General features: G+C 72.3%; 18 protein-coding genes and 1 rRNA gene. 8 read left to right on the top strand and 11 right to left on the bottom strand.

Annotated elements, in window-relative coordinates:
• Window positions 1-338: 338 nt before the first annotated feature.
• Window positions 339-1,010: an HAD family hydrolase gene (locus Sdi02f_RS34300; protein ID WP_030402073.1), complete on the bottom strand. Its 672-nt coding sequence runs from the start codon at window positions 1,008-1,010 to the stop codon at window positions 339-341.
• 58 nt (window positions 1,011-1,068) lie between these two features.
• On the bottom strand, window positions 1,069-1,572 hold the full coding sequence (locus Sdi02f_RS34295) for a DUF6912 family protein (RefSeq protein ID WP_030402074.1): 504 nt from the start codon (window positions 1,570-1,572) through the stop codon (window positions 1,069-1,071).
• Between the two features lie 780 nt (window positions 1,573-2,352).
• Between Sdi02f_RS34295 and Sdi02f_RS36015 the strand changes: the two genes are divergently transcribed.
• The gene (locus Sdi02f_RS36015) at window positions 2,353-2,856 is read left to right on the top strand and encodes an Rv3235 family protein (protein WP_324603985.1); all 504 of its coding nucleotides are present in this window, start codon (window positions 2,353-2,355) and stop codon (window positions 2,854-2,856) included.
• 100 nt (window positions 2,857-2,956) lie between these two features.
• Here the strand turns inward: Sdi02f_RS36015 and secA are convergent, their stop codons facing one another.
• Window positions 2,957-5,800 carry a preprotein translocase subunit SecA gene (secA, locus tag Sdi02f_RS34280; protein ID WP_108934731.1) on the bottom strand — a complete coding sequence of 948 codons (2,844 nt, stop codon included), beginning with the start codon at window positions 5,798-5,800 and terminating at the stop codon, window positions 2,957-2,959.
• A 280-nt stretch (window positions 5,801-6,080) separates the two neighbouring features.
• Here secA and Sdi02f_RS34275 point away from each other — a divergent pair, with 280 nt between their 5' ends.
• Window positions 6,081-6,650, top strand: coding sequence for a GNAT family N-acetyltransferase (locus Sdi02f_RS34275; protein WP_108934730.1), 570 nt, complete (start codon window positions 6,081-6,083; stop codon window positions 6,648-6,650).
• A gap of 74 nt (window positions 6,651-6,724) precedes the next feature.
• Window positions 6,725-7,900: a winged helix-turn-helix domain-containing protein gene (locus tag Sdi02f_RS34270; protein ID WP_031184470.1), complete on the top strand. Its 1,176-nt coding sequence runs from the start codon at window positions 6,725-6,727 to the stop codon at window positions 7,898-7,900.
• Window positions 7,901-7,934: 34 nt separating this feature from the next.
• Here the strand turns inward: Sdi02f_RS34270 and Sdi02f_RS34265 are convergent, their stop codons facing one another.
• The 7 genes from Sdi02f_RS34265 to mtnA form a co-directional block, all read right to left on the bottom strand.
• Entirely contained in the window at window positions 7,935-8,699 is a 765-nt protein-coding gene (locus Sdi02f_RS34265; RefSeq protein ID WP_030402079.1) for a response regulator, read from the bottom strand.
• 226 nt (window positions 8,700-8,925) lie between these two features.
• Window positions 8,926-9,618 (bottom strand): ribosome hibernation-promoting factor, HPF/YfiA family, encoded by a 693-nt coding sequence (gene hpf, locus Sdi02f_RS34260; RefSeq protein ID WP_030402080.1) that lies wholly within the window; start codon window positions 9,616-9,618, stop codon window positions 8,926-8,928.
• A gap of 314 nt (window positions 9,619-9,932) precedes the next feature.
• Complete coding sequence (locus Sdi02f_RS34255; RefSeq protein ID WP_218030793.1) at window positions 9,933-10,859, bottom strand: ComF family protein; 927 nt, start codon at window positions 10,857-10,859, stop codon at window positions 9,933-9,935.
• A 145-nt stretch (window positions 10,860-11,004) separates the two neighbouring features.
• Window positions 11,005-12,852 (bottom strand): LpqB family beta-propeller domain-containing protein, encoded by a 1,848-nt coding sequence (locus tag Sdi02f_RS34250; RefSeq protein ID WP_108934728.1) that lies wholly within the window; start codon window positions 12,850-12,852, stop codon window positions 11,005-11,007.
• Complete coding sequence (gene mtrB / locus Sdi02f_RS34245) at window positions 12,842-14,932, bottom strand: MtrAB system histidine kinase MtrB (RefSeq protein WP_030402083.1); 2,091 nt, start codon at window positions 14,930-14,932, stop codon at window positions 12,842-12,844. The genes Sdi02f_RS34250 and mtrB overlap by 11 nt, the downstream gene beginning before the upstream one ends.
• 1 nt (window position 14,933) lies before the next feature.
• Entirely contained in the window at window positions 14,934-15,623 is a 690-nt protein-coding gene (gene mtrA / locus Sdi02f_RS34240) for a two-component system response regulator MtrA (RefSeq protein WP_003975799.1), read from the bottom strand.
• A gap of 4 nt (window positions 15,624-15,627) precedes the next feature.
• Window positions 15,628-16,770 (bottom strand): S-methyl-5-thioribose-1-phosphate isomerase, encoded by a 1,143-nt coding sequence (mtnA, locus tag Sdi02f_RS34235; protein ID WP_108934727.1) that lies wholly within the window; start codon window positions 16,768-16,770, stop codon window positions 15,628-15,630.
• A gap of 140 nt (window positions 16,771-16,910) precedes the next feature.
• On the opposite strand from mtnA, the gene Sdi02f_RS34230 reads away from it, so the two are divergent.
• From Sdi02f_RS34230 to Sdi02f_RS34210, 5 genes are read left to right on the top strand one after another with little or no spacing between them, the layout of a single operon-like run.
• Window positions 16,911-18,257 (top strand): DUF7847 domain-containing protein, encoded by a 1,347-nt coding sequence (locus Sdi02f_RS34230; protein ID WP_053662494.1) that lies wholly within the window; start codon window positions 16,911-16,913, stop codon window positions 18,255-18,257.
• A 10-nt stretch (window positions 18,258-18,267) separates the two neighbouring features.
• Entirely contained in the window at window positions 18,268-19,050 is a 783-nt protein-coding gene (locus tag Sdi02f_RS34225; RefSeq protein WP_031084356.1) for a DUF4129 domain-containing protein, read from the top strand.
• The gene (locus Sdi02f_RS34220) at window positions 19,047-20,264 is read left to right on the top strand and encodes a DUF4350 domain-containing protein (protein ID WP_167458296.1); all 1,218 of its coding nucleotides are present in this window, start codon (window positions 19,047-19,049) and stop codon (window positions 20,262-20,264) included. The genes Sdi02f_RS34225 and Sdi02f_RS34220 overlap by 4 nt, the downstream gene beginning before the upstream one ends.
• On the top strand, window positions 20,264-21,253 hold the full coding sequence (locus Sdi02f_RS34215; protein WP_079007748.1) for an AAA family ATPase: 990 nt from the start codon (window positions 20,264-20,266) through the stop codon (window positions 21,251-21,253). The genes Sdi02f_RS34220 and Sdi02f_RS34215 overlap by 1 nt, the downstream gene beginning before the upstream one ends.
• A complete protein-coding gene (locus tag Sdi02f_RS34210; RefSeq protein WP_108934726.1) occupies window positions 21,253-22,563 on the top strand; it encodes a DUF58 domain-containing protein in 1,311 nt (436 codons plus the stop codon). The genes Sdi02f_RS34215 and Sdi02f_RS34210 overlap by 1 nt, the downstream gene beginning before the upstream one ends.
• A gap of 110 nt (window positions 22,564-22,673) precedes the next feature.
• On the opposite strand, the gene rrf is transcribed toward Sdi02f_RS34210, so the two are convergent.
• Window positions 22,674-22,790: ribosomal RNA gene (gene rrf, locus Sdi02f_RS34205) — 5S ribosomal RNA — on the bottom strand.
• Window positions 22,791-22,828 lie beyond the last annotated feature (38 nt).

The raw sequence follows: 22,828 nt of genomic DNA, 5'->3' as shown, positions 1-22,828 counted from the left end.
GCATATCAGCCAATGTCGCCGTTCTCACCGGGTGTGACTTCGCTCTCGCCGTCACCGTCCGGGGAGTGTGCGGCGGTCTGCCGGGGGGTTCTGCCGCCCCGTCCCGCCCGCGAGGATCAGCGACCGCCGCCCGGACACGGATGTCGTCCGTGTGTGCCGGGCGCAGGGCGGAGGCACCAGTGCCCCCGCGAACTATCGCGCTGATCACGCCACAAGGCTATCGCTCCCCGAGGGCTGCCCGTCATGAGCCGCATGTGTACAAAACCAGGCCCGCAACTTGGACGTTCCGCACAGCTACGCCCGGGTAACGGTCTGCGCCACGTCACGCGGCGCCACCGTCAGCGCGCCAGCCGCTCCGCCACCACCACGGCCTCCCCCAGCGTGTCCACCACCGGCACCCCGACCCCCTCGAGGCTGGCCCGGCTGTGCGACCCGCCGGTGTACAGCACCGCCCCCGCGCCCACGTGGCGCGCGGCCACCGCGTCGTCCGCGGCGTCCCCGATCACCACCGTGCGGGCGGGCTCCACGCCGGACAGCGCCAGCTGTGCGAGGTGCCGCACCATGTGCTCGGCCTTGCTGCCCCCGGACGGCCCGGTCCGCCCGTCGACGCGTATGAAGTGCGCCTCGATCCCGAGCCGCTGGACCAGGGGCACCAGCTCGTCATGGCCGTACATGCTGAGGATCGACTGGCTGCGTCCGGCCGAGCGCCACCCCGCGAGCAGCTCCGTGGCCCCGTCGGCGAGCCGGCACCGGCCGCGGTGCGCGCTGTAGTGGCGCTGGAAGGCCGCGTCCATGACCTCCCACTCGCCGTCGGTGGGCAGTCTTCCCATCAGCCGCTCGTAGAACTTCGGCACCGGCACGCAGTACAGCGCCCGGTACTGCTCCAGCGTGATCGGCGCCAGCCCCAGCTCGGCGAACGCCGCGTTCGTCGCCCCGATGATCGCGTCGTTGTCGTGGAACAGCGTGCCGTTCCAGTCCCACACGATGTGTGCGCCCGTCTGCATCCCCATGCACGAAAACGTACCCGCCGCCACTGACAATCGGGACACCACAGCCTGAAGGGCCTGGTCAGACCAGGTTCGGGATCTCCTGCGTCGCGTACCAGAGCAGCTCGTGGTCCTCCGCGCCGTCCACGACGAACTGCGCGTCGTCGTCCCCGCCGTCGGCCGCCGCGAGCGCCTCGGCCGCGGCGCCCACGTCCGTCTCTGCGTCGGCGGAGTCCACGTGCACCGCGGCCGCCTTGGCCAGCGGCAGCGGCCCGGCGACCCGGACCTCGCCCAGCGCCGCCGGGTCGAGCCCCCGGTCCGGGTCGGCCGCGGCGGCGCCGTCGGGGACGTCTGCCGCGACCACGACCCGGCGCCGCGCCGCGGCGGGGTCGGCGGCGAGCAGACGCAGCGAGGCCAGCGCGGCCCGGTTCAGGGCGGCGTACTCCAGCTCCTCGATGTCGTCCGACAGGTACCACTCGCGCAGCGCCGGCGTGACGGCGTAGGCGACGAGCGGCCCGGTCCCCAGCTCCCCCGCCCGGTGCGCCTCGGCGAGGCCGGACAGGGTCAGGGGGACGTAGACGCGCATGAGTCTGCCGCTTTCGTGGTCGGGGACGCCGCCGGGACGCTCGGTGGACCCGGCGGGAGAGCCTTCAGGATACGTGCGGGTGTCCCCTTTCGAGTCCCCACCCGGGGCCCCGGAAGCGTCCACCCCGGTCCCGGAATTCACCCCTCCCGCCCGCTCAAGTCCGGCTTTTCCACCCCTCACATCACCCTGATGAGTGAACCTCCCGGCCCCCGCGACCCGAACGCCGACGTCCTTGCCGTGCCACCCCTTCGCCCCGTACAAGATGCTCGACCGCGAAGTTACTGCCCGGTATCAACCGGGCCGCCGAACGGGGACCCCATGCGCAAGGTCATGACCAGAACCCAACTCCGCCCCACCGCCCCAGGCCCACTCACCCGACCCCCACTGCCCGGCACCGCCCCCTCTCCCACCACACCGGGCGAGGCCCCGCCCCGCGGGCTCGGCAGGCCGTACGACGCCGGGCGCGGCACCCCCGCCGTCCCGCCCGGCCGCCCGCCCCTGAGCGCCGCCTCCGCCGTTGTCGCCTCCGACGGGCCCGCCTCCCTGCCCGCCGGCACACGCGGCGGCGTACCGACCCGTGTGCCCGGCGGTGTGCCGCCCCGCAGGCCGGGGGCGCGCGGGGCGCGTGCCGCCGCGCCCGGTGGACGGCCGCCCGGGTCTCCGGGCCGGTCCCAGCGGCCCCGTACGCGGCCGGCGGACACCCGGCCGCCCACGGCGGGCTCGGGGCCCGGCACCAGGCCCGGGCCCGTTGCGGCGCCCGGCTCCCCGGCCAGGGGCCCGGTGCCGGACCCGGCCGCCGCTCCCGGCTCCGGCACGGCCTGCGCTCCGGCGCCCGCCGCGCTCCCCGCCCCAGCCCGTGCCACGGGCGCTCCCGCACCCGCGGTCCCCGGGGCCGCCGGTGCCCCTCGCGTCCCCGCCCAGGCCCCGCGCCGCCCCGTCCCGCAGCTCCGCCCCACCGACCACTTCGCCGAGCTTCTCCTCGGCGTCCTCAGCGGGCGGCGCCCGGTCCACTCCATGCTCCGGCACACCGTCGGGCGCGCGTACGACGACTTGGCCCACCTCGCCGAACGCGGTCCGCTGCGCACGCGCGGCGCCTCCCCCGTCGTCCGCGACATCGGCTACTTCGAGCCCCGGCCCGGCGCCCTGGAGGTCTTCGCCCGCATCGGCGCGGGGGACCGGCTGCGCGCCATGGCGTTCCGCCTGGAGCAGGGCCGGGACCTGCGGTGGCGCTGCACGGCGGTGGAGGTGGGCGGCCCCCGCAGGCACCGCGCGGACGACGACTGACCGCACCACCGCCGGGGAGGCCCCCGGACAGGCCGGAGGGCCGGTCACCCCCGGGTGACCGGCCCTCCCACCGCCACGGCGCCCGCAGGGCGCCGCACCGTCACTTCTTGCGGCGTCGTCCGCCCTTGGCCTGCTTCCGGCGCTCCGCGCGCGTGAGCCCGTCGGACTGGCCCTGCGCGGACTCGCCGTCGGTGAACTCACCCTCGACGACACCGCCCTCGCCGTCCACCGTCGGCGCGGAGAAGTGCAGGTCCCGGCGCTGCGGCGCGTCGAGGCCCTTGGCCCGGATCTCCGGACGGGCACCCGCCTGGGCGGGAACCGCATCCTGCGCGCCCTTCTCCAGCGACGGCGCCGTGTCCTCGACCGGAACCTCCTCGACCTGCTGCTCGACCTGGACCTCCAGGTTGAACAGGTAGCCGACGGACTCCTCCTTGATGCCCTCCATCATGGCCTGGAACATGTCGAAGCCCTCGCGCTGGTACTCGACCAGCGGGTCCTTCTGCGCCATCGCGCGCAGGCCGATGCCCTCCTGGAGGTAGTCCATCTCGTAGAGGTGCTCGCGCCACTTGCGGTCCAGGACGGAGAGGACGACCCGGCGCTCCAGCTCGCGCATGATCTCGGAGCCGAGCTGCTTCTCCCGCTCCTCGTACTGCTCCAGGATGTCGTCCTTGATGGACTCCGCGATGTAGTCGGCGGTCAGACCGGCCCGGTCGCCTGCCGCCTCCTCCAGTTCCTCGACGGTGACCTTCACCGGGTAGAGCTGCTTGAACGCGCCCCACAGCCGGTCGAGGTCCCAGTCCTCCGGGAAGCCCTCCGCGGTCTCGGCCCCCACGTAGGCGTCGATCGTGTCGTTCATGAAGTGCTGGATCTGCTCCTGCAGGTCCTCGCCCTCCAGGACGCGGCGCCGCTCGCTGTAGATGACCTCACGCTGGCGGTTGAGGACCTCGTCGTACTTCAGGACGTTCTTACGGGTCTCGAAGTTCTGCGTCTCGACCTGCGACTGGGCGGACGCGATCGCGCGCGTGACCATCTTGTTCTCGATCGGCACGTCGTCCGGCACGTTCGCCATGGACATCACGCGCTCGACCATCTGGGCCTTGAACAGCCGCATCAGGTCGTCGCCCAGGGAGAGGTAGAAACGCGACTCGCCGGGGTCGCCCTGACGGCCGGAACGACCGCGCAACTGGTTGTCGATGCGCCGCGACTCGTGCCGCTCGGTGCCCAGGACGTAGAGGCCGCCGAGCTTCTCGACCTCTTCCTTCTCGGCCTTGACCGCGTGCTCGGCCCGCTCCAGCGCGGCGGGCAGGGCCGCCGCCCACTCCTCGATGTGCTCCTCGGGGTCGAGGCCGCGCTGGCGCAGCTCGGCCTCGGCGAGGTCCTCGGGGTTGCCGCCGAGCTTGATGTCCGTACCACGGCCGGCCATGTTCGTGGCCACCGTCACGGAGCCCTTGCGGCCCGCCTGGGCGACGATCGTCGCCTCCCGGTCGTGCTGCTTGGCGTTGAGCACCTCGTGCTGGACGCCGCGCTTGCTGAGCTGCTGCGAGAGGTACTCGGACTTCTCGACCGAGGTGGTGCCGACGAGGATCGGCTGGCCCTTGCGGTGCTTCTCCTCGATGTCGTCGACGACCGCCTCGAACTTGGCGACCTCGGTGCGGTAGATCAGGTCCGACTGGTCCTTGCGGACCATCGGCCGGTTGGTCGGGATGGGCACCACGCCGAGCTTGTAGATCTGGTGGAACTCGGCGGCCTCGGTCATCGCCGTACCGGTCATGCCGGACAGGCCGGGCTGTTCCTTGCCGTTGTGGTCGTGGCGCTTGTAGAGGCGGAAGAAGTTCTGGAGGGTGATCGTCGCGAGCGTCTGGTTCTCGTCCTTGATGTCCACCCCTTCCTTCGCCTCGATCGCCTGGTGCATGCCCTCGTTGTAACGGCGGCCGGCGAGGATACGGCCGGTGTGCTCGTCGACGATCATGACTTCGCCGTCGAGGACGACGTAGTCCTTGTCCTTCTTGAAGAGTTCCTTGGCCTTGATGGCGTTGTTGAGGTAGCCGACCAGCGGGGTGTTCACCGACTCGTAGAGGTTGTCGATGCCCAGCCAGTCCTCGACCTTCGCCACGCCCGACTCGTGGATGGCTACGGTGCGCTTCTTCTCGTCGACCTCGTAGTCGCCGGTCTCCTCGATGCCCTTGAGGGTGTTGCCGGCCTCGCCCTTCTTCAGGCGGGTGACCAGCTTGGCGAAGTCGCCGTACCACTTGGTGGCCTGGTCGGCCGGGCCGGAGATGATCAGCGGCGTACGGGCCTCGTCGACCAGGATGGAGTCGACCTCGTCGACGATGGCGAAGTTGTGACCGCGCTGGACCAGCTCGTCCTTGGACCAGGCCATGTTGTCGCGCAGGTAGTCGAAGCCGAACTCGTTGTTCGTGCCGTAGGTGATGTCGCAGCCGTACATCTCGCGGCGCTGGGCCGGCGTCTGGTTGGCCAGGATGCAGCCGACGGTCAGGCCCAGGAACTTGTGGACGCGGCCCATCATCTCGGAGTCGCGCTCGGCCAGGTAGTCGTTGACCGTGACGATGTGCACGCCCTCGCCGGACAGGGCGTTGAGGTAGGCGGGCAGCGTGCCGACGAGGGTCTTGCCCTCACCGGTCTTCATCTCGGCCACGTAGCCCATGTGCAGCGCGGCGCCGCCCATGATCTGCACGTCGTAGTGGCGCTGGCCCAGGACGCGCTTGGCGGCCTCACGGACGGTGGCGAAGGCTTCGGGCAGCAGGTCGTCAAGGCTCTCACCGTCGGCGTAGCGCTGCTTGTACTCGTCGGTGAGGGCCCGCAGCTCGGCGTCGGAGAGGTCAGTGAAGTCCTCTTCGATGGAGTTGACCTGGTCCGCGATGCGGTGCAGCTTGCGCAGGATCTTGCCTTCGCCTGCACGCATGATCTTCGAGAGGACGGACACGGGGGTTGGTCTCCTTGCCGGTCGGGCCTGGGACGGTCGGTTTCCTTGGACGGATAGGGCAACGGCCATCGTATGCGAGGACCCCGCCGCGCCGGGAGGCCTGCCGTAACGGGGACCGTCCACTCCTTGCATCCAGCATCCCTGTCTGCTGTCACCCCTTTCAACGTCCGGGCCCCGCGGATGGTGCCGCGCCCTTCCGGCGAATCGCACGCGAAGTGACCGGATGTTCACGGACGGCAAAACCGTGGCGCCTGGACGGGACGCCGAGCAGAATCGGCCGATGGAACCCGTAACGCTCCTCACCGACCGGCTGGTCCTGCGCACGGTCGGCCCGCAGGACACCGAGGCCGTGCACGCCGCCTGTCAGGACCCCGACATCCGGCGCTGGACGACGATCCCCTCCCCCTACCTCCTGGAACACGCACGGGGTTTCACGGAGCAGCTGGTCCCCGACGGCTGGGCGAACGACTCGATGTTCACCTTCGGCCTCTTCCTCCCCGCCGGGGACCTGGTGGGCATGCTCGGCGTCACGATGGTCTCGCTGGGCGTCGGGGAGATCGGGTTCTGGGGCGCCAAGGAGCACCGCGGCCGGGGCCACGTCACCGAGGCCGCCGTCGCCGTCGCCCGCTGGGCGTTCACCGAGCGGGCCGTCGACCGCCTGGAGTGGCGCGCCGAGGTCGGCAACAGGGCCTCCCGCGCGGTGGCCGAGCGCGCGGGCTTCACCATGGAGGGCACCCTCCGCTCCGCCCTCAACAACAAGGGCGTGCGCCGCGACTGCTGGATCGCCTCCCTCCTCCCCTCGGACCTCTCCCTCTCCTCGACCTCCCCGTACCTGCCGGCGCCGACGTAGAGCTGTGCCCGCCCCGGTGCCGGTACCGGCACCGGCACCGGCGCTGTCAGACCCACCCCCTATCGTGCCGACGTATGACGACCCTCCCGCCCCCCGCCACGGAACTGTCCGCAGACGAGGCCCGCCGCCTCGCCCTCCGCGCGCAGGGCTTCCTCGGCGCCCCCGACCGCCGCGCGGGCGTCCGCGGCGTCCTCCGTCACCTGGGCGCGGTGCAGCTCGACACCATCTCGGTCCTCGCCCGCTCCCACGAGCTCGTCCCGTACGCGCGCCTGGGCGCGGTCGGCCGCCGGACCGTCGACGACGCCTACTGGACCGACGCCCACGCCTTCGAGTACTGGTCCCACGCGGCCTGCATCCTGCCCATCGAGGAGTGGCCCCACTTCGCCTTCCGCCGCCGCGCGTACCGCAACCGCCCGCACTGGAACCACCACCTCCCCGAGGGCGACTACGACCGCGTCGTCAAGCAGCTCCGCGCCGAGGGCCCCCTCACCGCGACGGACCTCGGCGGCGCGAAGAAGACCAGCGAGTGGTGGGACTGGTCGGGCACGAAGGTCGCCGTCGAGCGCGCGCTCATGTACGGCGAGGTGGTGTGCGTCGAACGCCGCGGCTGGAAGCGCGTGTACGACCTGGCGGAGCGCGCGGTCCCGGCCGCGCTGCTCCACGACGACCTGGACGACACGGAGTGCCTGCGCCGCCTGGTCCGCCTGGCCGGTCAGTCCCTGGGCGTCGGCACCCGCGCGGACATCGCGGACTACCACCGTCTCAAGGCCGAACAGGTCGACGCGGTGATCGCCGACTCGGGTCTGGTGCCGGTCACGGTGCGCGGCTGGGGGCGCCCGGCCTGGGCCGACCCGGCGGCCCTGGAGACTCCCCCGCGCGGCCGTCACCGCACGACGCTGCTCTCGCCCTTCGATTCCCTCGTGTGGGAACGGGCGCGCACGGAGCGGATCTTCGGATTCACCCACCGTCTGGAGGCCTATGTGCCCCGGCACAAGCGGGTGCACGGCTACTTCGCGATGCCGGTCCTGGCCGGCGGGCGGCTCGTCGGCCGGGTGGACCCGGCGCGGGAGGGACGCACCCTGGTCGCCAAGCAGGTGACGCTGGACGGCCGGAAGGCGGCCCCGGCTGTGGCCCAGGCCCTGGTGGAGGCGGCGAGCTGGGTGGACTGCACGGACGTACGCGTGGAGCGGGTGGAGGCACCGGAGCTGCGCGAGCCCCTCACCCGGGAGCTGGCCGCACTGCTCGCCTGACCGGTAAGCGGCTCACTTCCGCCGGCGCGCCGCCTCACCGGATCTCGAGGATCTTCTCCCGCATCGCGTACACCACGGCCTCCATCCTGGAGTGGAGCTGGAGTTTCTCCAGGATGTTGCGCACGTGGTTCTTGACGGTGTTCTCGGAAATGAACAGTTCCTTGGCGATGTCCCGGTTGTTCATTCCGGTGGCGACGAGCTTGAGGACCTCCAGCTCGCGATCCGTGAGCCGGGGCGCGGGCACCAGTCGGCGTTCGTCGGTCCGCTGGATCATCGACTTGAACTCGGTGAGCAGTTTCGACGCCATGGACGGGCTGATCTGGGACTGTCCGTCGGCCACCGCGCGAATGGCGGTGGCCACCTCGTCGGTCGAGATCTCCTTGAGGAGATAACCGGTCGCGCCCGCCTTGATCGCGTCGTAGAGGTCGGCCTCCTCGTCGCTGATCGTCAACATGATGATCTTGGCACTGGGGGCCACCTCCTTGATGGAGGTGCAGGCCTCGATACCGCCCCGCTTGGGCATCCTCACGTCCATCAGGACGATGTCCGGCAGCAGGTCGGCGGCCTTCTCCACGGCCTCGGCGCCGTCACCGGCCTCTCCGACGACCTGGATGTCCTCCTCGGCCGCGAGCACGATCTCCAGGCCGCGGCGGAAGAGGGCGTGGTCGTCCACGACCAGCACCCTGATCGGCTCCTCGCGTACGGGGCCCGCGTCCGTGTCCGGGCCCATGCCGACCGCCGCGCCGTCGATCCCGTGGTCGACGCCCGCGCCCCGCATCGGTCCGAAACTGTCCGCCATCGTTCCTCCCCCTGAAGGCTGTGGCACGTGGTCCTGAGCCATCGCCAACCCAGAGCAACGACCCACCTGTTGGGCCGTTGCCGCCATGATTCCATGCCTGGCCTGCGGCGGGGTGACCGAACGGGCAGCGATGGGGTCGCACACCTCGCGCACCGTCGCACACCGGTGCCCCTGGGGGGCGCACACGCGCTCCAGGGGCACCTCCGCTGTCACCCGGCGGTGTGTGTCAGCCGCCGAGCGCGTCGCCCGCGTCAGGAGCGTGCGCCTGGGTCACCATCGTGTCCGTGGTGAGGTGGATGACGCCGTAGTCGTAGGCGTGTCGCCGGTAGACGACGCTGGGCTCCTTCGTCTCGGAGTCGACGAACAGGTAGAAGTCGTGCCCGACCAGCTCCATCTCGTACAGCGCCTGGTCGAGGGACATCGGTGCGGCCACGTGGGTCTTCTCCCGGACGACGAGCGGGCCGTCCCCCTGGACCTCCAACGAGCCGATCTTCTTGGTGGGTACGCCGTCCTGCTCCTCCATCGGGACGACGTCGCCGTTCCCGTTGAGCGTCGCCGCGCCGGGTACGTGGTCGGCGACCTCGGCCGCCGGGATCCGACGCGCGCCGCGGCGCGAGAAGCGCTTGTCGTGCTGCTTGCGCAGCCGTGCGCCTAGCTTCTCCGCCGCCAGGTCGAGCGCCGCGTAGGGGTCGCTCGCCGCTGCCTCCGCCCGGATCACCGGACCGCGGGAGCGGAGCGTGATCTCCACTCGGTCACAACGGTCGGCCTGCCGGGGGTTCGGCTCCTTGGACACCTCGACGTCGAGGCTGATCACCTTGCCATCGAGCTTCTGGATCTTCTCCAGCTTCAGCTTCTCGGCCACGTGCTTCCGGAACCGCTCGGGCACCTCGGTCTTGCGGCCCTTGACGACGATGTCCACGCAGAACTCCGTTCCCGGATCGCTCCGCTTCGACGGGCGGAGCATCTCCCTTTTGCACCAGGTTCCGGTCTCGCCCGAAACCTCGGACTCGGTGACGTCCACCTCCTCCCCCGCGGGCGGGATCTCCACTCCACCGGTGCGGGTGATGACGCCAAAACCCGCAGCACGGCATTCGGCTTTGAGAGGTGTGGCCTGCGGCTTTACCTCACAACCGAACATATCTCGCCCGGACGGATGCCGTCACCCTCTACCGCGCCGTACCTCCGTTCCGGTGAATTGAACCCCTCATTCCCTGCAACGACGAAAGTTCTCAGTCAGTTCCGGTTTATTTCGAAGGAATCTGGTGACGCCGCGACCACTGCCGCGCAGATCGCCTCACGGATCACGTCATCGCCTACGTACCGGCCCGTCATTCGGGGCCCGGTCTTCCGTTCCTCTCTGCCTTCCCCTGCCTCCGTCGGATACACAGTCGATCTCGTCCTCCCGTACGTGTCCGGCCCCGTCCGCGACTCAACGGCGGCGGTCCTCGCCGTGCGCACCGCACGCGCCGCCTCGGCCAGTGACGCCCCGGTCGTCATCAGGTCGTCGACCAGAACGAGTGCTCCGGCGGCGCGCAGCAGGCCGCCACCGCCGGACGCCACCGCCAGTGCGCCGGCGAGGTTGGCCATCCGCTGCCGGGCATCCAGCCCCGACTGGTCGGCCACGGCGTGCCGCTGCCGCAGCACGGCCAGCACCCGGGCCGGCGTCCCGGTGCGCCGCAGCTCCCCCGCGGCCGCGAGGGCGATCCGCCGCGCCGGGTCGTGCCCGCGGGTCCGCACGGCTCGGCGCGCCGAAGGCACGGGCACGAGCAGGACAGGGCCCGGTGTCCGCACGGCCCCCACGCCCGCGGACGCCTGGCCGCCGGATGCCGGGCCACCCGTCACCGCGCCGCCGGCGCCCGTCCCCGCCTCGCGGAGAGCCGCGCGCACCGCCCCCGCCAGTGCCGTGCCGAGCGGCCCCGTCAGGGACAGCACCCCCCGCTCCTTGTGCGCGAGCAGGGCGGCCCGCACCTCGTCCGCGTACGGCGCGGCCGCGTGGACCACGGGCATGCCCGGCGGCTCCGGGTCAGGCCGCACCCGGCGCGGCGGGTCCCCGCTCAGCGCCGTACCGCACCGGGAACACAGCACCGTACGAGCCCTGCCGCAGCCCCCGCACTCGGCCGGCAGCACCAAGTCAGTGAGGTCCGTCCACCATCCCCGCACCATCCGTGATCCCCGCATGGCCACCACTGTGCCAACGCCCGCGGAAGCCTGCCAGGCCTGTGGAAAACGCCGCCCCACACCCTGTGGACAACCCCGTCACCCGCCGGAGGAGGACGGGTTCCGGGGTCGTCCGGCGTCGGGAACCTCACCCCGGATAGACCGGCGCGGCCCCTTCCGTCACCTTCTGCCACTGCAGCCCGGACGGCAGCCGCACGATCAGGTCCTCCGAGTACGCCACCAGCGGCAGCCGCTCGTCCTCGGTCGCGGCGATCTCCTTGACGCCCGTCAGCGCCGCGGGCACGGAAGCCTCCGGCGTCGAGCCGTCGACCTGGACGTAACCGATCTGCTGGACGCCGCCGCGCTCGCGTCCGACCACCACGAGCCGGGCGTCACCGGCCCACGACATGGCGGTGACCTCCTCCAGCTCGGGGGTCGCGGAGCGCAGTTCGAGGACGGTGACCGCGGGCGGTCCGTCCGCCCTCTCCTCACGTTCGATCCGCCCGATCAGCAGCGACCGCTTGCCGTCCTTCTCCACGACGAGCGCGATCCGCACACCGTCGGCGGCCACCCGCACGGCCTGCACGCGCCCGTCGAGGCCCGGTGTCCGGACCTCCGCCGGTTCGCCCGCGCCATCCTTCAGGAGCAGCAGCCGCGGATCGGCCGGGTCGCGGTCGGCGATCCACAGGTCGCCCCGCGCGTCCCAACTGGGCGGTGTCAGCCGGTCCGTCTCCGCCTTGCCCCCGCTGGTCAGCACGGGGTCGCCGAGCGAACCGCCCGACACCAGCGAGCCGACGTACAGCGCCTTGCTGTCGAGGCTGATCCCGGCCGCACTGTGCTCGTCCCGCGACACGGCCACCGACCGCAGTGCCTGCTGCCCCTCGCCCAGCGGACCGGGCACCGGTTCGGCCCGCGTTCCGTTGCTGCCGGCGGCGATCCGCACCAGGCGGTCCCGGTCGTCGACGAAGTACAGGTAGTCCGGCCGTTGCGCCGAGCCGCGGGTCGCGACCGTCTCCGCCCGGTCCTCGGAGAGCGAGCACATCTGCTCACCGCCCGCGCGCAGTTCGACCTGCTCCACCGCGGGAGTGAGGTTCTGCAGCGTGAACAGGAGCTGCGCGGCCATCTCGTCGCACTCGTCGTCGCCCGCCGAGGCCGCCTTGTCGTTGAGCCGAACCGTCAGCCTGTTGCGGTCGTCGGGCGTCAGCGCGCCTGCGTCGTCCGCCAGCGCGGTCCCGGCCGGGAAGCTGGACCGCACCACCGGGTCCAGCAGGCGCGTCGGACCACTGAGCAGGGAACGCACCACCTGGGTCAGCGGATCCACGCGCCGGCGCACGTACACGGGGTCGGCGACGGCCGACGGCTCCCGGGCCGTGCCGGTGCCGGCGTCCACGGGCACCACGGTGTTGGAGGCGAAGTAGTACCGGTTGACCGACATGTAGTTGCGCTGGAAGTCCGACTTGCCCATGACGACGCCCTGCGGGAGCACGTCGATGCGCCACTGCTTGGTCTTGGGGTTGCGGGTGAGGTGCACCGCCTCGCGGTAGGTTCCCTCGGCCGGCGAGTACGACTGCTGTGCGTCCACCGTGGCGACCTTGGTGCCGGTCAGGTTGACGGAGTAGTCGTTGGCCTCCTCGCGGTTGCCCGAGTGGTCGGACACCGTCCCCGGGCCGTCCGCGAGCACCGTCGCCGACCGGTCCGGCCGCCAGTTCTTCGCGGCATCTCCCGTCAGGTACTTGCGCGCCGTCTCGTAGTGCGGATCGTCGCTGGTCAGCGCCTCCAGGAAACCCTGCACGATGTCGGAGGGCGGGTCGTCCTCCTGCGGCGGCATCGCGAACACCCGCACCTGCGGGTCCTGGCGGGGGGTGGACTCCACTCCTCGCAGGTCTCCGCTGTCCGGCATGGACGCGCATCCCGCCAGCAGTACGAAACCGCAGGCGGTGTACGCCATCACGCGCGCCGGCCCCCGCCGACCGCTCCGCTCGCGGTCAGCGCCCACGAGATGCCTCCCCTTGCCTGCTCGACTCCTCGGGACCGGCATCCGGGCGGCTCGCGGCCCCCGGCGCCGCCCCGCCGTCCTGTCGCCGCGCGGCGCCCGACGCCGGCCTCGGCACCACGCGTGCCCCGTTGCCGGGCAGCGCCGTCGGGTCGGCCGTGGGCGCCGTCGTGGGCTGCCGCGGCGTGATCGGCCCCCGCGCGGAGACCGGGGACGTCTGCCCGGCCGGTGCCTGCGCCGGGACGCCGACCGTCTTGTCCGCACCGTGCGGCGGTACGGCCTCACCCAGGCCGGCGTCCTGGAGTCCGCGGTTGCGGCGCGAGTCGGCCGGCTCCAGCGGTATCGGCGAGCCCCGCAGCGGCTCGTCCGCCGTCCTGGGCAGCGTCAGCCGGAACTGCGAGCCACCGCCGGGCTCGCCCCAGGCCTGCAGCCAGCCGCCGTGCAGCCGCGCGTCCTCCAGGGCGATCGACAGGCCCAGCCCCGTGCCGCCGGTGGTACGCGCGCGTGCCGGGTCGGCCCGCCAGAAGCGGCTGAAGACCCGGGTGGCCTCGCCCGGCTTGAGCCCGACGCCGTAGTCGCGCACCGCGACGGCGACCGCGCCCCCGGCGGCGGCGAGTTTGACGACGACGTCACGGCCCTCGCCGTGCTCGACGGCGTTGACGACGAGGTTGCGCAGCACGCGTTCCACCCGCCGGGCGTCCGCCTCGGCGACGACGGGCTGCTGGTCGCCGGAGAGGCGTATCTGCGTTCCCTTGCGCTCGGCGAGCGGCTCCGCACCGGTGACGACCCGGCGCACGACCTCCCTGAGGTCTATCGCCTCGGCCTCCAGCGCGGCGGCGCCCGCGTCGAAGCGGCTGATCTCCAGCAGGTCCGCGAGCAGCGTCTCGAACCGGTCCAGCTGGTCGGCGAGCAGTTCGGCCGACCGCGCGGTCACCGGATCGAAGTCCACACGTGCGTCGTGGATGACGTCGGCCGCCATCCGCACCGTGGTCAGCGGCGTGCGCAGTTCGTGCGACACGTCGGAGACGAACCGCCGCTGCATCCGCGACAGGTCCTCCAGCTGACTGATCTTGAGCTGGAGGTTCTGCGCCATCTTGTTGAAGGCCTCGCCCAGCCGGGCGATGTCGTCCTCGCCGGTGACCTTCATCCGTTCCTGCAGCCGCCCCGCGGACAGCCGCTCGGCGATGCTCGCCGCCATCCGTACGGGTGTGACGACCTGGCGCACCACGAGCCAGGCGACGGCACCGAGCAGCACCACGACGAAGAGGCCGGCGGTCGCCAGGGTGCCCCTGACCAGGCTGAGCGACTTCTCCTCCTGGGTCAGCGGGAAGAGGTAGTAGAGCTGGTAGGGCTCGCCGTTCGGGTCGTTGACCTGCTTGCCGATGACCAGGCCGGGCTGGGACGGCTGGTCGGAGTTGTAGACGATCCGGGTGTAGCTCTGTGCGGCCGCGGTGTCGCCGTCGATGCGCTCGCGCAGGGCCTCGGGCACGCTGGCCGACCAGTTGACCATGCCGGAGGCGCGTGGGCCGCGTCCGCTGCCGCTCTCCCCGCCCATGGGGAGGGTGACCACGTCGAACGCGCTCTGACCGCCGCTGGAGAGCGACTTCACCAGCTCGCTCATCCACTGGATGACGTTCTGCGAGGGACGACCGTCCGCGGGGGTGGTGTCGTCGCCGTTGGTGCTCGCCGCCTCCTCGGCCTTCTGCTTGGCCGCCGTGAAACCGCCGGTGGCCTGGCTCTGGGAGGCCTTCACCTTGGCGTCGAGCAGACCGTTGCGGACCTGCCCGATCACCACGAAGCCGAGGAGCAGCACCACGCCCAGCGACATCAGCAGAGTGGTGGCGACGACCTTGAGCTGGATGTTGCGCCGCCACAGCCGTATCACCGGCAGCAGGGGGCGGCGCACCCAGCGCATGAACAGACGCAGCACCGGACTGCCCTGCACCCCGCCGTGCAGCAGCCCGCCCTCCAGGACGCGGCCGAAGCGCGAGCCGGGGGGCTTGCGGCCGGCGGGTCCGGGGCCGACAGGCCGCCCGGCGCGGGCCCCGGACCCGGGCGCCGAAGCGGCACTGTCCCTGGTCATGTCAGCTCGGTCCGGCCTTGTAACCGACGCCGCGGACGGTCACCACGATCTCCGGCTTCTCCGGGTCCTTCTCGACCTTGGAGCGCAGCCGCTGGACGTGCACGTTGACCAGCCGGGTGTCGGCGGCGTGCCGGTAGCCCCAGACCTGCTCCAGGAGCACCTCGCGCGTGAACACCTGCCACGGCTTGCGGGCCAGCGCCACCAGCAGGTCGAACTCCAGCGGCGTCAGCGCGATCGACTGCCCGTCCCGCTTCACGGAGTGACCGGCCACGTCGATGACCAGGTCGCCTATGGCGAGCTGCTCCGGCGCCGGCTCCTCCGACCTCCGCAGCCGCGCCCGGATCCGGGCCACCAGCTCCTTCGGCTTGAACGGCTTCACGATGTAGTCGTCGGCACCGGACTCGAGACCGACCACGACGTCGACGGTGTCACTCTTCGCCGTCAGCATCACGATCGGCACACCCGACTCCGCCCTGATCAGGCGGCACACCTCGATGCCGTCCCGGCCGGGCAGCATCAGGTCGAGCAGCACGAGATCCGGCTTGGTCTCCCGGAAGGCGGCCAGCGCCTTGTCGCCGTCGGCTACGAAAGATGGCTCAAAACCCTCACCACGCAGCACAATGCCGAGCATCTCGGCCAGTGCGGTGTCGTCGTCGACGACAAGGACTCGTCCCTTCATAAACGACATCATCCCATTAGCTAATCGTTACCTGGCGTGACCTGGCACACAGCGCGGCCAGGGCCTCGGTCGTCACGGGCGAAACCACACCCTCCTCGGTGACGATCGCCGTCACCAGCTCGGGCGGGGTCACGTCGAACGCCGGGTTGTACGCCTGGGCCCCCAGGGGTGCCACCGGAATCCCGCCTCCCGCTCCCGTCACCGGCACCTGAGGCGCTGTGACCTCGGTCACTTCATGTCCGGGGCGCTGCTCCACCTCGATGGACGCCCCGTCCGGTGTGCCCGGATCCACCGTGGTGACCGGAGCCACCACGATGAACGGCACATGGTGGTACCGCGCGAGCACCGCGAGCGGATAGCTCCCCACCTTGTTCGCCACCGAACCGTCGGCCGCGATGCGGTCCGCGCCGATCAGCACCGCGTCCACCTCACCCGCCGCGAACAGCGAACCCGCCGCGTTGTCGGTGAGCAAGGTGTACGCCATGTCGTTGCGGGCCGCCTCGTATGCCGTCAGGCGAGCACCTTGCAGCAACGGACGCGTTTCGTCCACCCACAGGCGCCGCAGCCGTCCCGCCCGGTGTGCCTCGAGCGCCACCGCGAACGCGGTCCCCTCCCCGCCCGACACCAGCGAACCCGTGTTGCAGTGCGTGAGGACGCGGTGTCCTCCGGCCGGCAGCAGTTCGTCGAGCAGCGCCAGCCCGTGCGCGGCCATTGCGGCGCTGGCCTCGGCGTCCTCCCGGTGCAGCGCCCGCGCCGCGGACAGCGCCGCCGCGGCGGCCTGCCGGGGGTCGCCGGTCCTGGCGAGCGCCTCCTGGTGAGCGGTCTGCGCCCGGCGCACGCCCACGGCGAGGTTCACCGCGGTGGGGCGCGCCCCCGCGAGCGCGGCCGCGGCCTCCTCGACGTCGAAGCCGCGCACGGCGGCGAGCGCCACTCCGTAGGCGCCCGCGATGCCCAGCAGCGGCGCCCCGCGCACGGCCAGCGAGCGGATCGCCTCGACGAGCGTGGCCGCGTCCGTGCAGACCAGCTCCACCTCCTCGGCCGGCAGCCTGGTCTGGTCCAGCAGCACCAGCACCGGGCCCTCGGGAGGCTCCTCCCAACGAAGGACCGGTATCCCGGTCGGCCGCCTGCCCTCGCCGCTTCGCGCGTCCTGATCAGCCATGCGGTCAGTGTGCCCCCTGAACGACGGCCAACTGAAGGTGCGCGGCCTCTACCGCGGCCGGTCCGTACCCGACGCCCCCATGGCACGATGGCTGCCAACCCGCCGCCGCGACCGCGGACGGGCACCGTGAAGGAGCGACGATGAACGACACTCCGGGCTGGGCATCGCCCGGATCCGCCCCGTCCGACGGGCCAGGGCCCGGCGCGCCCGCCGACCGCCCCGTCGGCCCCGATCAGCCCGCACCCGCGGACCGGCCGGGTGCGGAACCGACGAGCCCCGGCACGAAGTGGTCCAAGGAGCAGCCGCCCCCCGGCCAGTGGTCCGCACCCACCGGACCCGCCGCCCCGGGCCGGACCCCGCCACCGCCCCCGCCCGGCCCGGGCTGGGGCGCCCCGCCCCCCGGGTCTCCCGGAGGCGGCTGGGGCGGCCCCGGTGGCGGCTACGGCGGCTACGGCCCCCCTGGCGGGCACGGTGGCTGGGGAGGCGGCTGGGGCGGTCCCCCGCCCGCGGCCAAGCCCGGCGTGATCCCGCTCCGTCCGCTCGGCGTCGGCGAGATCCTCGACGGCGCCGTCTCGACCATGCGCACCTACTGGCGCACCGTCCTCGGCATCTCCCTGACCGTCGCCGTCCTCACCGAGGTCGTCGTCGTCCTGCTCCGGGGCCTGGTCCTGGACGACTCCGGCACCGCGGTCCTCAACGACCCCGACGCCACCCTGAGCGAACTCGGCGACGCCCTGGCCGACACCACGATCAGCTCCGGCGTCGTCTTCCTGATCTCCCTGATCGGCACCGTCCTGGCCACCGCCCTGCTCACCACCGTCACCAGCCGGGCCGTACTCGGCAGGCCGGTGACCACGGGCGAGGCGTGGCGCGACGCCCGCTCCCAGGTACTGAAGCTGTTCGGCCTGATCCTCCTGCTGCTCCTCATCGTCGCCGGACTGCTCACGGCCGGCATGACACCCGGCCTGATCATCACCGCCACCGCGGGCGGCGAGGCCGGCGTGGCCCTGTCCGCCCTGGGCTTCATGGCGGGCGGCATCGTCGCGATCTGGCTCTGGGTCCGCTTCTCGCTCGCGTCCCCCGCGCTGATGCTGGAGAAGCAGGGCATCAAGAAGGCGATGGCCCGCTCGGTGAAGCTGGTGCGCGGCTCCTGGTGGCGCATCTTCGGCATCCAGTTGCTCGCCACCGTCATCGCCAACGTCGTCGCGTCGATCGTCGTCATCCCGTTCACCTTCCTCGCCGCGGCCCTCGGCGGCGACGGGATCAGCGGATTCCTGGAGGGCACCGGCGACCTCGGCTGGACCTTCCTCCTCGTCAGCGGCATCGGCTCGGTGATCGGGTCCATGATCACTTTTCCGATCACCGCGGGCGTGACCGTCCTGCTCTACATCGACCAGCGCATCCGCCGCGAGGCCCTCGACCTCGAACTGACCCGCGCCGCCGGCACCCGGGGCCCCGGCGCCTCCGGTGCCGTCCCAGGGAGCTGATGCGGTGAGCATGCCGGGGGGAGTTCTCACAGAGGTGCTGTCACGCACCGCCGCCCGCACGGTGTCGCACGGCGGCGACACCTCCGTGCTGTCGGCCCTGTCACTGTCGCGCGCCGGCGACGAACCGCCGGTGACCGTCCCGCGCGACCCGGCCAGGGAGGCGGCACGCCGCGAGCTGTCCAAGGGCATGTACCACGAGAACGACCCGGGCTGGTTCCAGCGCGCCCTGAACGCCTTCTGGGACTGGATCGCAGAGCTGTTCAGCAAGGCGTCCACCGCGACACCCGGCGGGACGCTCGGCCTCGTCGTCGTCATCGTGGCCGTCGTGGCGCTGCTGGGCGCCCTCTGGTGGCGCCTGGGCACGCCCCGCCGCAGCCCCGTCTCCGCCCCCTCCCTCTTCGACGACCGCCCCCGCAGCGCCGCCGACCACCGCGCCGCCGCCGAGGCCCACGCCGTCCAAGGACACTGGAGCCAGGCCGTCCAGGAACGCATGCGAGCCGTCGTCCGCGCCCTGGAGGAACGCGCCCTGCTCGACATCCGCCCCGGCCGCACCGCCGACGAGGCCGCCACGGAGGCAGGCCGCACCCTGCCCCTCCACGGGGACCGACTGCGCGCCGCCGCCCGGGACTTCGACGACGTCGCGTACGGCGGCCGGCCCGGGAGTGAACAGTCGTACCGGCGCCTGACCGAACTCGACCACGACCTGGAACGCAGCAAACCGCACCTGGCGAGCCGTACGGCCGGAACCACGGGCGACGCGGACCGGGACACCCGCCGGGGAGCCGCCGAATGACCACCGAGGCCACGCTCCCCACCACCGCGGCCTCGCCCACCGCACGCCAGGTGTGGACCCGCACGCGCGGCATCGTGCTCGCGCTCATCGTGCTGGTCGTCGGAGCCGTCGCGATCGCGGTCGTCCGCTCCGACGCCCGGCACGGCGAACTCGACCCGCGTTCCGCCGACCCCTACGGCAGCCGCGCCGTCGCCGAACTCCTCGCCGACCGGGGAGTCTCCACGCGCGTGGTCACCACCCTGGACGAGGCCCGGGCCGCGATCGGCCCGGACACCACCCTGCTGGTCGCGGTGCCCGACCTCCTGACGGAACGCCAGCAGACGCGACTGCACTCCGCGACGACCGGCTCCGGCGGACGCACCGTCCTGGTCGCCCCCAGCGGCGGCACCGTGGCACGGCTCGCCCCCGGCGTCACCGCCGACCCCGCACTCAGCTTCGACTCGACGCTGGCCCCCACCTGCGACCTGCCCGCCGCCCGACGCGCCGGCAACGCCGACACCGGCGGCATCCGTTACAGCACCCACCTCGAAGCCGACGCCTGCTACCCCAGCTGGCGCCTGGCCACCCTGCTGCGCATCCCCGACCCGTCCGCCAGGGCATCCGCGGACGGGACCCCGGGCGACACCGTCGTCCTCGGCGCCCGCGACATCCTCTTCAACAACCACCTCGACGAGCACGGCAACGCCTCCCTCGCCCTCCAGCTCCTCGGCTCCCGCGGCCATCTGGTCTGGTACCTCCCCTCCCTCTCCGACATCCCGGCCCCGGACGACGAACGCAGCTTCTTCGACCTGATCCCGTCCGGCTGGCTCTGGGGCACCCTGCAACTCTTCATCGCGGCCGCCCTCGCCGCCCTGTGGCGGGCACGCCGACTCGGCCCCCTGGTGCCCGAGAAACTCCCCGTCGCGATCCGCGCCTCCGAGACCGTCGAAGGCCGCGCCCGCCTCTACCGCAAGGCGAACGCCCGCGACCGCGCCGCCACCGCTCTTCGCTCCGCCACCCGCACCCGCCTCGCCCCTCTCGTAGGCGTCCCCGTCGCCCAGGCGCACACGCCCGAGACCCTGCTCCCCGCCCTGTCCGCCCATCTCCACGGCGCACACGGCGACGGACAGTCCCTGCACGCTCTCCTCTTCGGCCCCCCGCCCGGCGACGACGCGGCCCTGATCGCACTCGCCGACCAACTCGACGCCCTCGAAAGAGAGGTACGCCGTCCATGATGGACCCGACCACTGACAACGCCGGGCAGACCGCGGCCCCGGGCAACGCCCGCACCGCCCTCGAAGCCCTGCGCGCCGAGATCGCCAAGGCCGTGGTCGGCCAGGACGCCGCCGTGACCGGTCTCGTCGTAGCCCTGCTCTGCCGCGGCCACGTCCTGCTCGAAGGCGTCCCCGGAGTCGCCAAGACACTCCTCGTCCGCACCCTCGCCGAGGCCACCGAGCTGGACACCAAACGCGTCCAGTTCACCCCCGACCTGATGCCGAGCGACGTCACCGGCTCCCTCGTCTACGACGCCCGCACCGCCGAGTTCTCCTTCCAGCCCGGGCCGGTCTTCACCAACCTGCTCCTCGCCGACGAGATCAACCGCACGCCCCCGAAGACGCAGTCGTCCCTCCTCGAAGCCATGGAGGAGCGTCAGGTCACGGTGGACGGCACGCCCCGCCCCCTCCCCGAGCCCTTCCTCGTCGCGGCCACCCAGAACCCCGTCGAGTACGAGGGCACCTACCCCCTGCCGGAAGCCCAGCTGGACCGCTTCCTCCTCAAACTCACCGTCCCGCTCCCCACCCGCCAGGACGAGATCGACGTCCTCACCCGCCACGCGGCAGGCTTCAACCCGCGCGACCTGCACGCCGCCGGCGTACGCCCCGCCGCGAGCGCCGCCGATCTGGAGGCCGCCCGCGCGGAGGCCGCCAAGACGACCGTCTCCCCGGAGATCACCGCCTACGTCGTCGACATCTGCCGTGCCACCCGCGAATCACCGTCGCTCACCCTCGGTGTCTCCCCACGCGGAGCCACGGCACTGCTGTCGACCGCCCGCGCGTGGGCCTGGCTCACGGGCCGCGACTACGTCACCCCGGACGACGTGAAGGCCCTGGCCCTCCCCACCCTCCGGCACCGCGTCCAGCTCCGCCCCGAGGCCGAGATGGAGGGCGTGACCGCGGACTCGGTCATCAACGCGATCCTCGCCCACGTCCCCGTTCCCCGCTGATGGCACTCACCGGACGCGCCGCGCTCATCGCGGCCCTGGGCTCCGTCCCCATCGGCATCTGGGAACCGAGCTGGGCCGGCATCCTCGCCGTCAACGCCCCGCTGGCCGCCGCCTGCGCCTGCGACTTCGCCCTGGCCGCCCCCGTACGCCGCCTGGGCCTGACCCGCTCCGGCGACACGTCCACCCGTCTGGGCGACACCGCCGACGTCACCTTGACGGTCTCCAACCCGTCGGGCCGCCCGCTCCGGGCCCGGCTCCGCGACGCCTGGCCGCCCAGCAGCTGGCAGCCCGGCACGGAGACGTCGGCCTCCCGTCACACCCTGGCGGTGCCCGCCGGCGAACGCCGACGAGTCACCACCCGCCTGCGCCCCACCCGTCGCGGTGACCGCCAGGCCGACCGCGTCACGATCCGCTCGTACGGTCCACTCGGCCTCTTCACCCGCCAGGGCACCCACCGGGTGCCGTGGACGGTCCGCGTTCTGCCCCCGTTCACCAGCCGCAAGCACCTGCCCTCCAAGCTGTCCCGCCTCCGCGAACTCGACGGCCGCACCAGCGTCCTCACCCGCGGCGAGGGCACGGAGTTCGACAGTCTGCGCGAGTACGTCCCCGGCGACGACACCCGTTCCATCGACTGGCGCGCGACCGCCCGCCAGTCCACCGTCGCCGTACGCACCTGGCGCCCCGAACGCGACCGGCACATCCTGCTCGTCCTCGACACCGGCCGCACGTCGGCAGGCCGCGTGGGCGACGCACCTCGCCTCGACGCCGCCATGGACGCGGCTCTGCTCCTGGCCGCCCTGGCCTCGCGCGCCGGCGACCGCGTCGACCTCCTCGCCTACGACCGACGGGTACGCGCCCTGATCCAGGGCCGCACAGCGGGCGACGTCCTGCCGGCCCTGGTCAACGCCATGTCGACCCTGGAGCCGGAGCTGGTGGAGACCGACGCGCAAGGCCTCACCGCCGGCGCCCTCCGGTCGGCCCCTCGCCGCTCCCTGATCGTCCTCTTCACCACACTCGACCCGGCGCCCATCGAGGAAGGGCTGCTCCCCGTCCTGCCGCAGCTGACTCAGCGCCACACGGTCCTCGTGGCTGCGGTGGCCGACCCTCACGTGGCGGACATGGCCGGGGCCCGGGGCGACACGGACGCCGTCTACGAAGCCGCAGCGGCAGCACGGGCCCAGACGGAACGCCGCCGCACCGCCGACCAACTCCGCCGCCACGGTGTCACGGTCGTCGACGCCACTCCGGACGAGCTGCCGCCGGCCCTTGCGGACGCCTACCTGGAACTCAAAGCGGCGGGCCGACTGTAAACAACGAAAAAGGGGCGGCGCCTTTCGGCCCCGCCCCTTCCTTTTGGCAATCCCCTAAACGCGAAAAGACCCCGCACCATATCCCGGTGCAGGGTCTCCTCGCAATAATTGTTCGGCGGCGTCCTACTCTCCCACAGGGTCCCCCCTGCAGTACCATCGGCGCTGTAAGGCTTAGCTTCCGGGTTCGAAATGTAACCGGGCGTTTCCCCTACGCTATGACCACCGAAACACTATGAAACACTCAACCGCACCACGCCATAAACGC

The sequence above is a fragment of the Streptomyces ardesiacus genome (assembly GCF_003112575.1).
Classification (GTDB): domain Bacteria; phylum Actinomycetota; class Actinomycetes; order Streptomycetales; family Streptomycetaceae; genus Streptomyces; species Streptomyces ardesiacus.
Note: the sequence above shows the minus strand (reverse complement) of the source record. Positions and strands in the feature narration are given on the sequence as shown.

Excerpts from the sequence above, each read along its gene's own strand:
- Sdi02f_RS34215 (WP_079007748.1), top strand. The coding sequence starts at position 20,264 with ATGGACCCGACCACTGACAACGCCGGGCAGACCGCGGCCCCGGGCAAC.
- Sdi02f_RS34225 (WP_031084356.1), top strand. The coding sequence starts at position 18,268 with ATGCCGGGGGGAGTTCTCACAGAGGTGCTGTCACGCACCGCCGCCCGC.
- Sdi02f_RS34295 (WP_030402074.1), bottom strand. The coding sequence starts at position 1,572 with ATGCGCGTCTACGTCCCCCTGACCCTGTCCGGCCTCGCCGAGGCGCAC.
- Sdi02f_RS34270 (WP_031184470.1), top strand. The coding sequence starts at position 6,725 with ATGACGACCCTCCCGCCCCCCGCCACGGAACTGTCCGCAGACGAGGCC.
- Sdi02f_RS34300 (WP_030402073.1), bottom strand. The coding sequence starts at position 1,010 with ATGGGGATGCAGACGGGCGCACACATCGTGTGGGACTGGAACGGCACG.
- Sdi02f_RS34265 (WP_030402079.1), bottom strand. The coding sequence starts at position 8,699 with ATGGCGGACAGTTTCGGACCGATGCGGGGCGCGGGCGTCGACCACGGG.
- Sdi02f_RS34230 (WP_053662494.1), top strand. The coding sequence starts at position 16,911 with ATGAACGACACTCCGGGCTGGGCATCGCCCGGATCCGCCCCGTCCGAC.
- mtrA (WP_003975799.1), bottom strand. The coding sequence starts at position 15,623 with ATGATGTCGTTTATGAAGGGACGAGTCCTTGTCGTCGACGACGACACC.
- Sdi02f_RS34210 (WP_108934726.1), top strand. The coding sequence starts at position 21,253 with ATGGCACTCACCGGACGCGCCGCGCTCATCGCGGCCCTGGGCTCCGTC.
- Sdi02f_RS34275 (WP_108934730.1), top strand. The coding sequence starts at position 6,081 with ATGGAACCCGTAACGCTCCTCACCGACCGGCTGGTCCTGCGCACGGTC.
- mtrB (WP_030402083.1), bottom strand. The coding sequence starts at position 14,932 with ATGACCAGGGACAGTGCCGCTTCGGCGCCCGGGTCCGGGGCCCGCGCC.
- mtnA (WP_108934727.1), bottom strand. The coding sequence starts at position 16,770 with ATGGCTGATCAGGACGCGCGAAGCGGCGAGGGCAGGCGGCCGACCGGG.
- Sdi02f_RS34220 (WP_167458296.1), top strand. The coding sequence starts at position 19,047 with ATGACCACCGAGGCCACGCTCCCCACCACCGCGGCCTCGCCCACCGCA.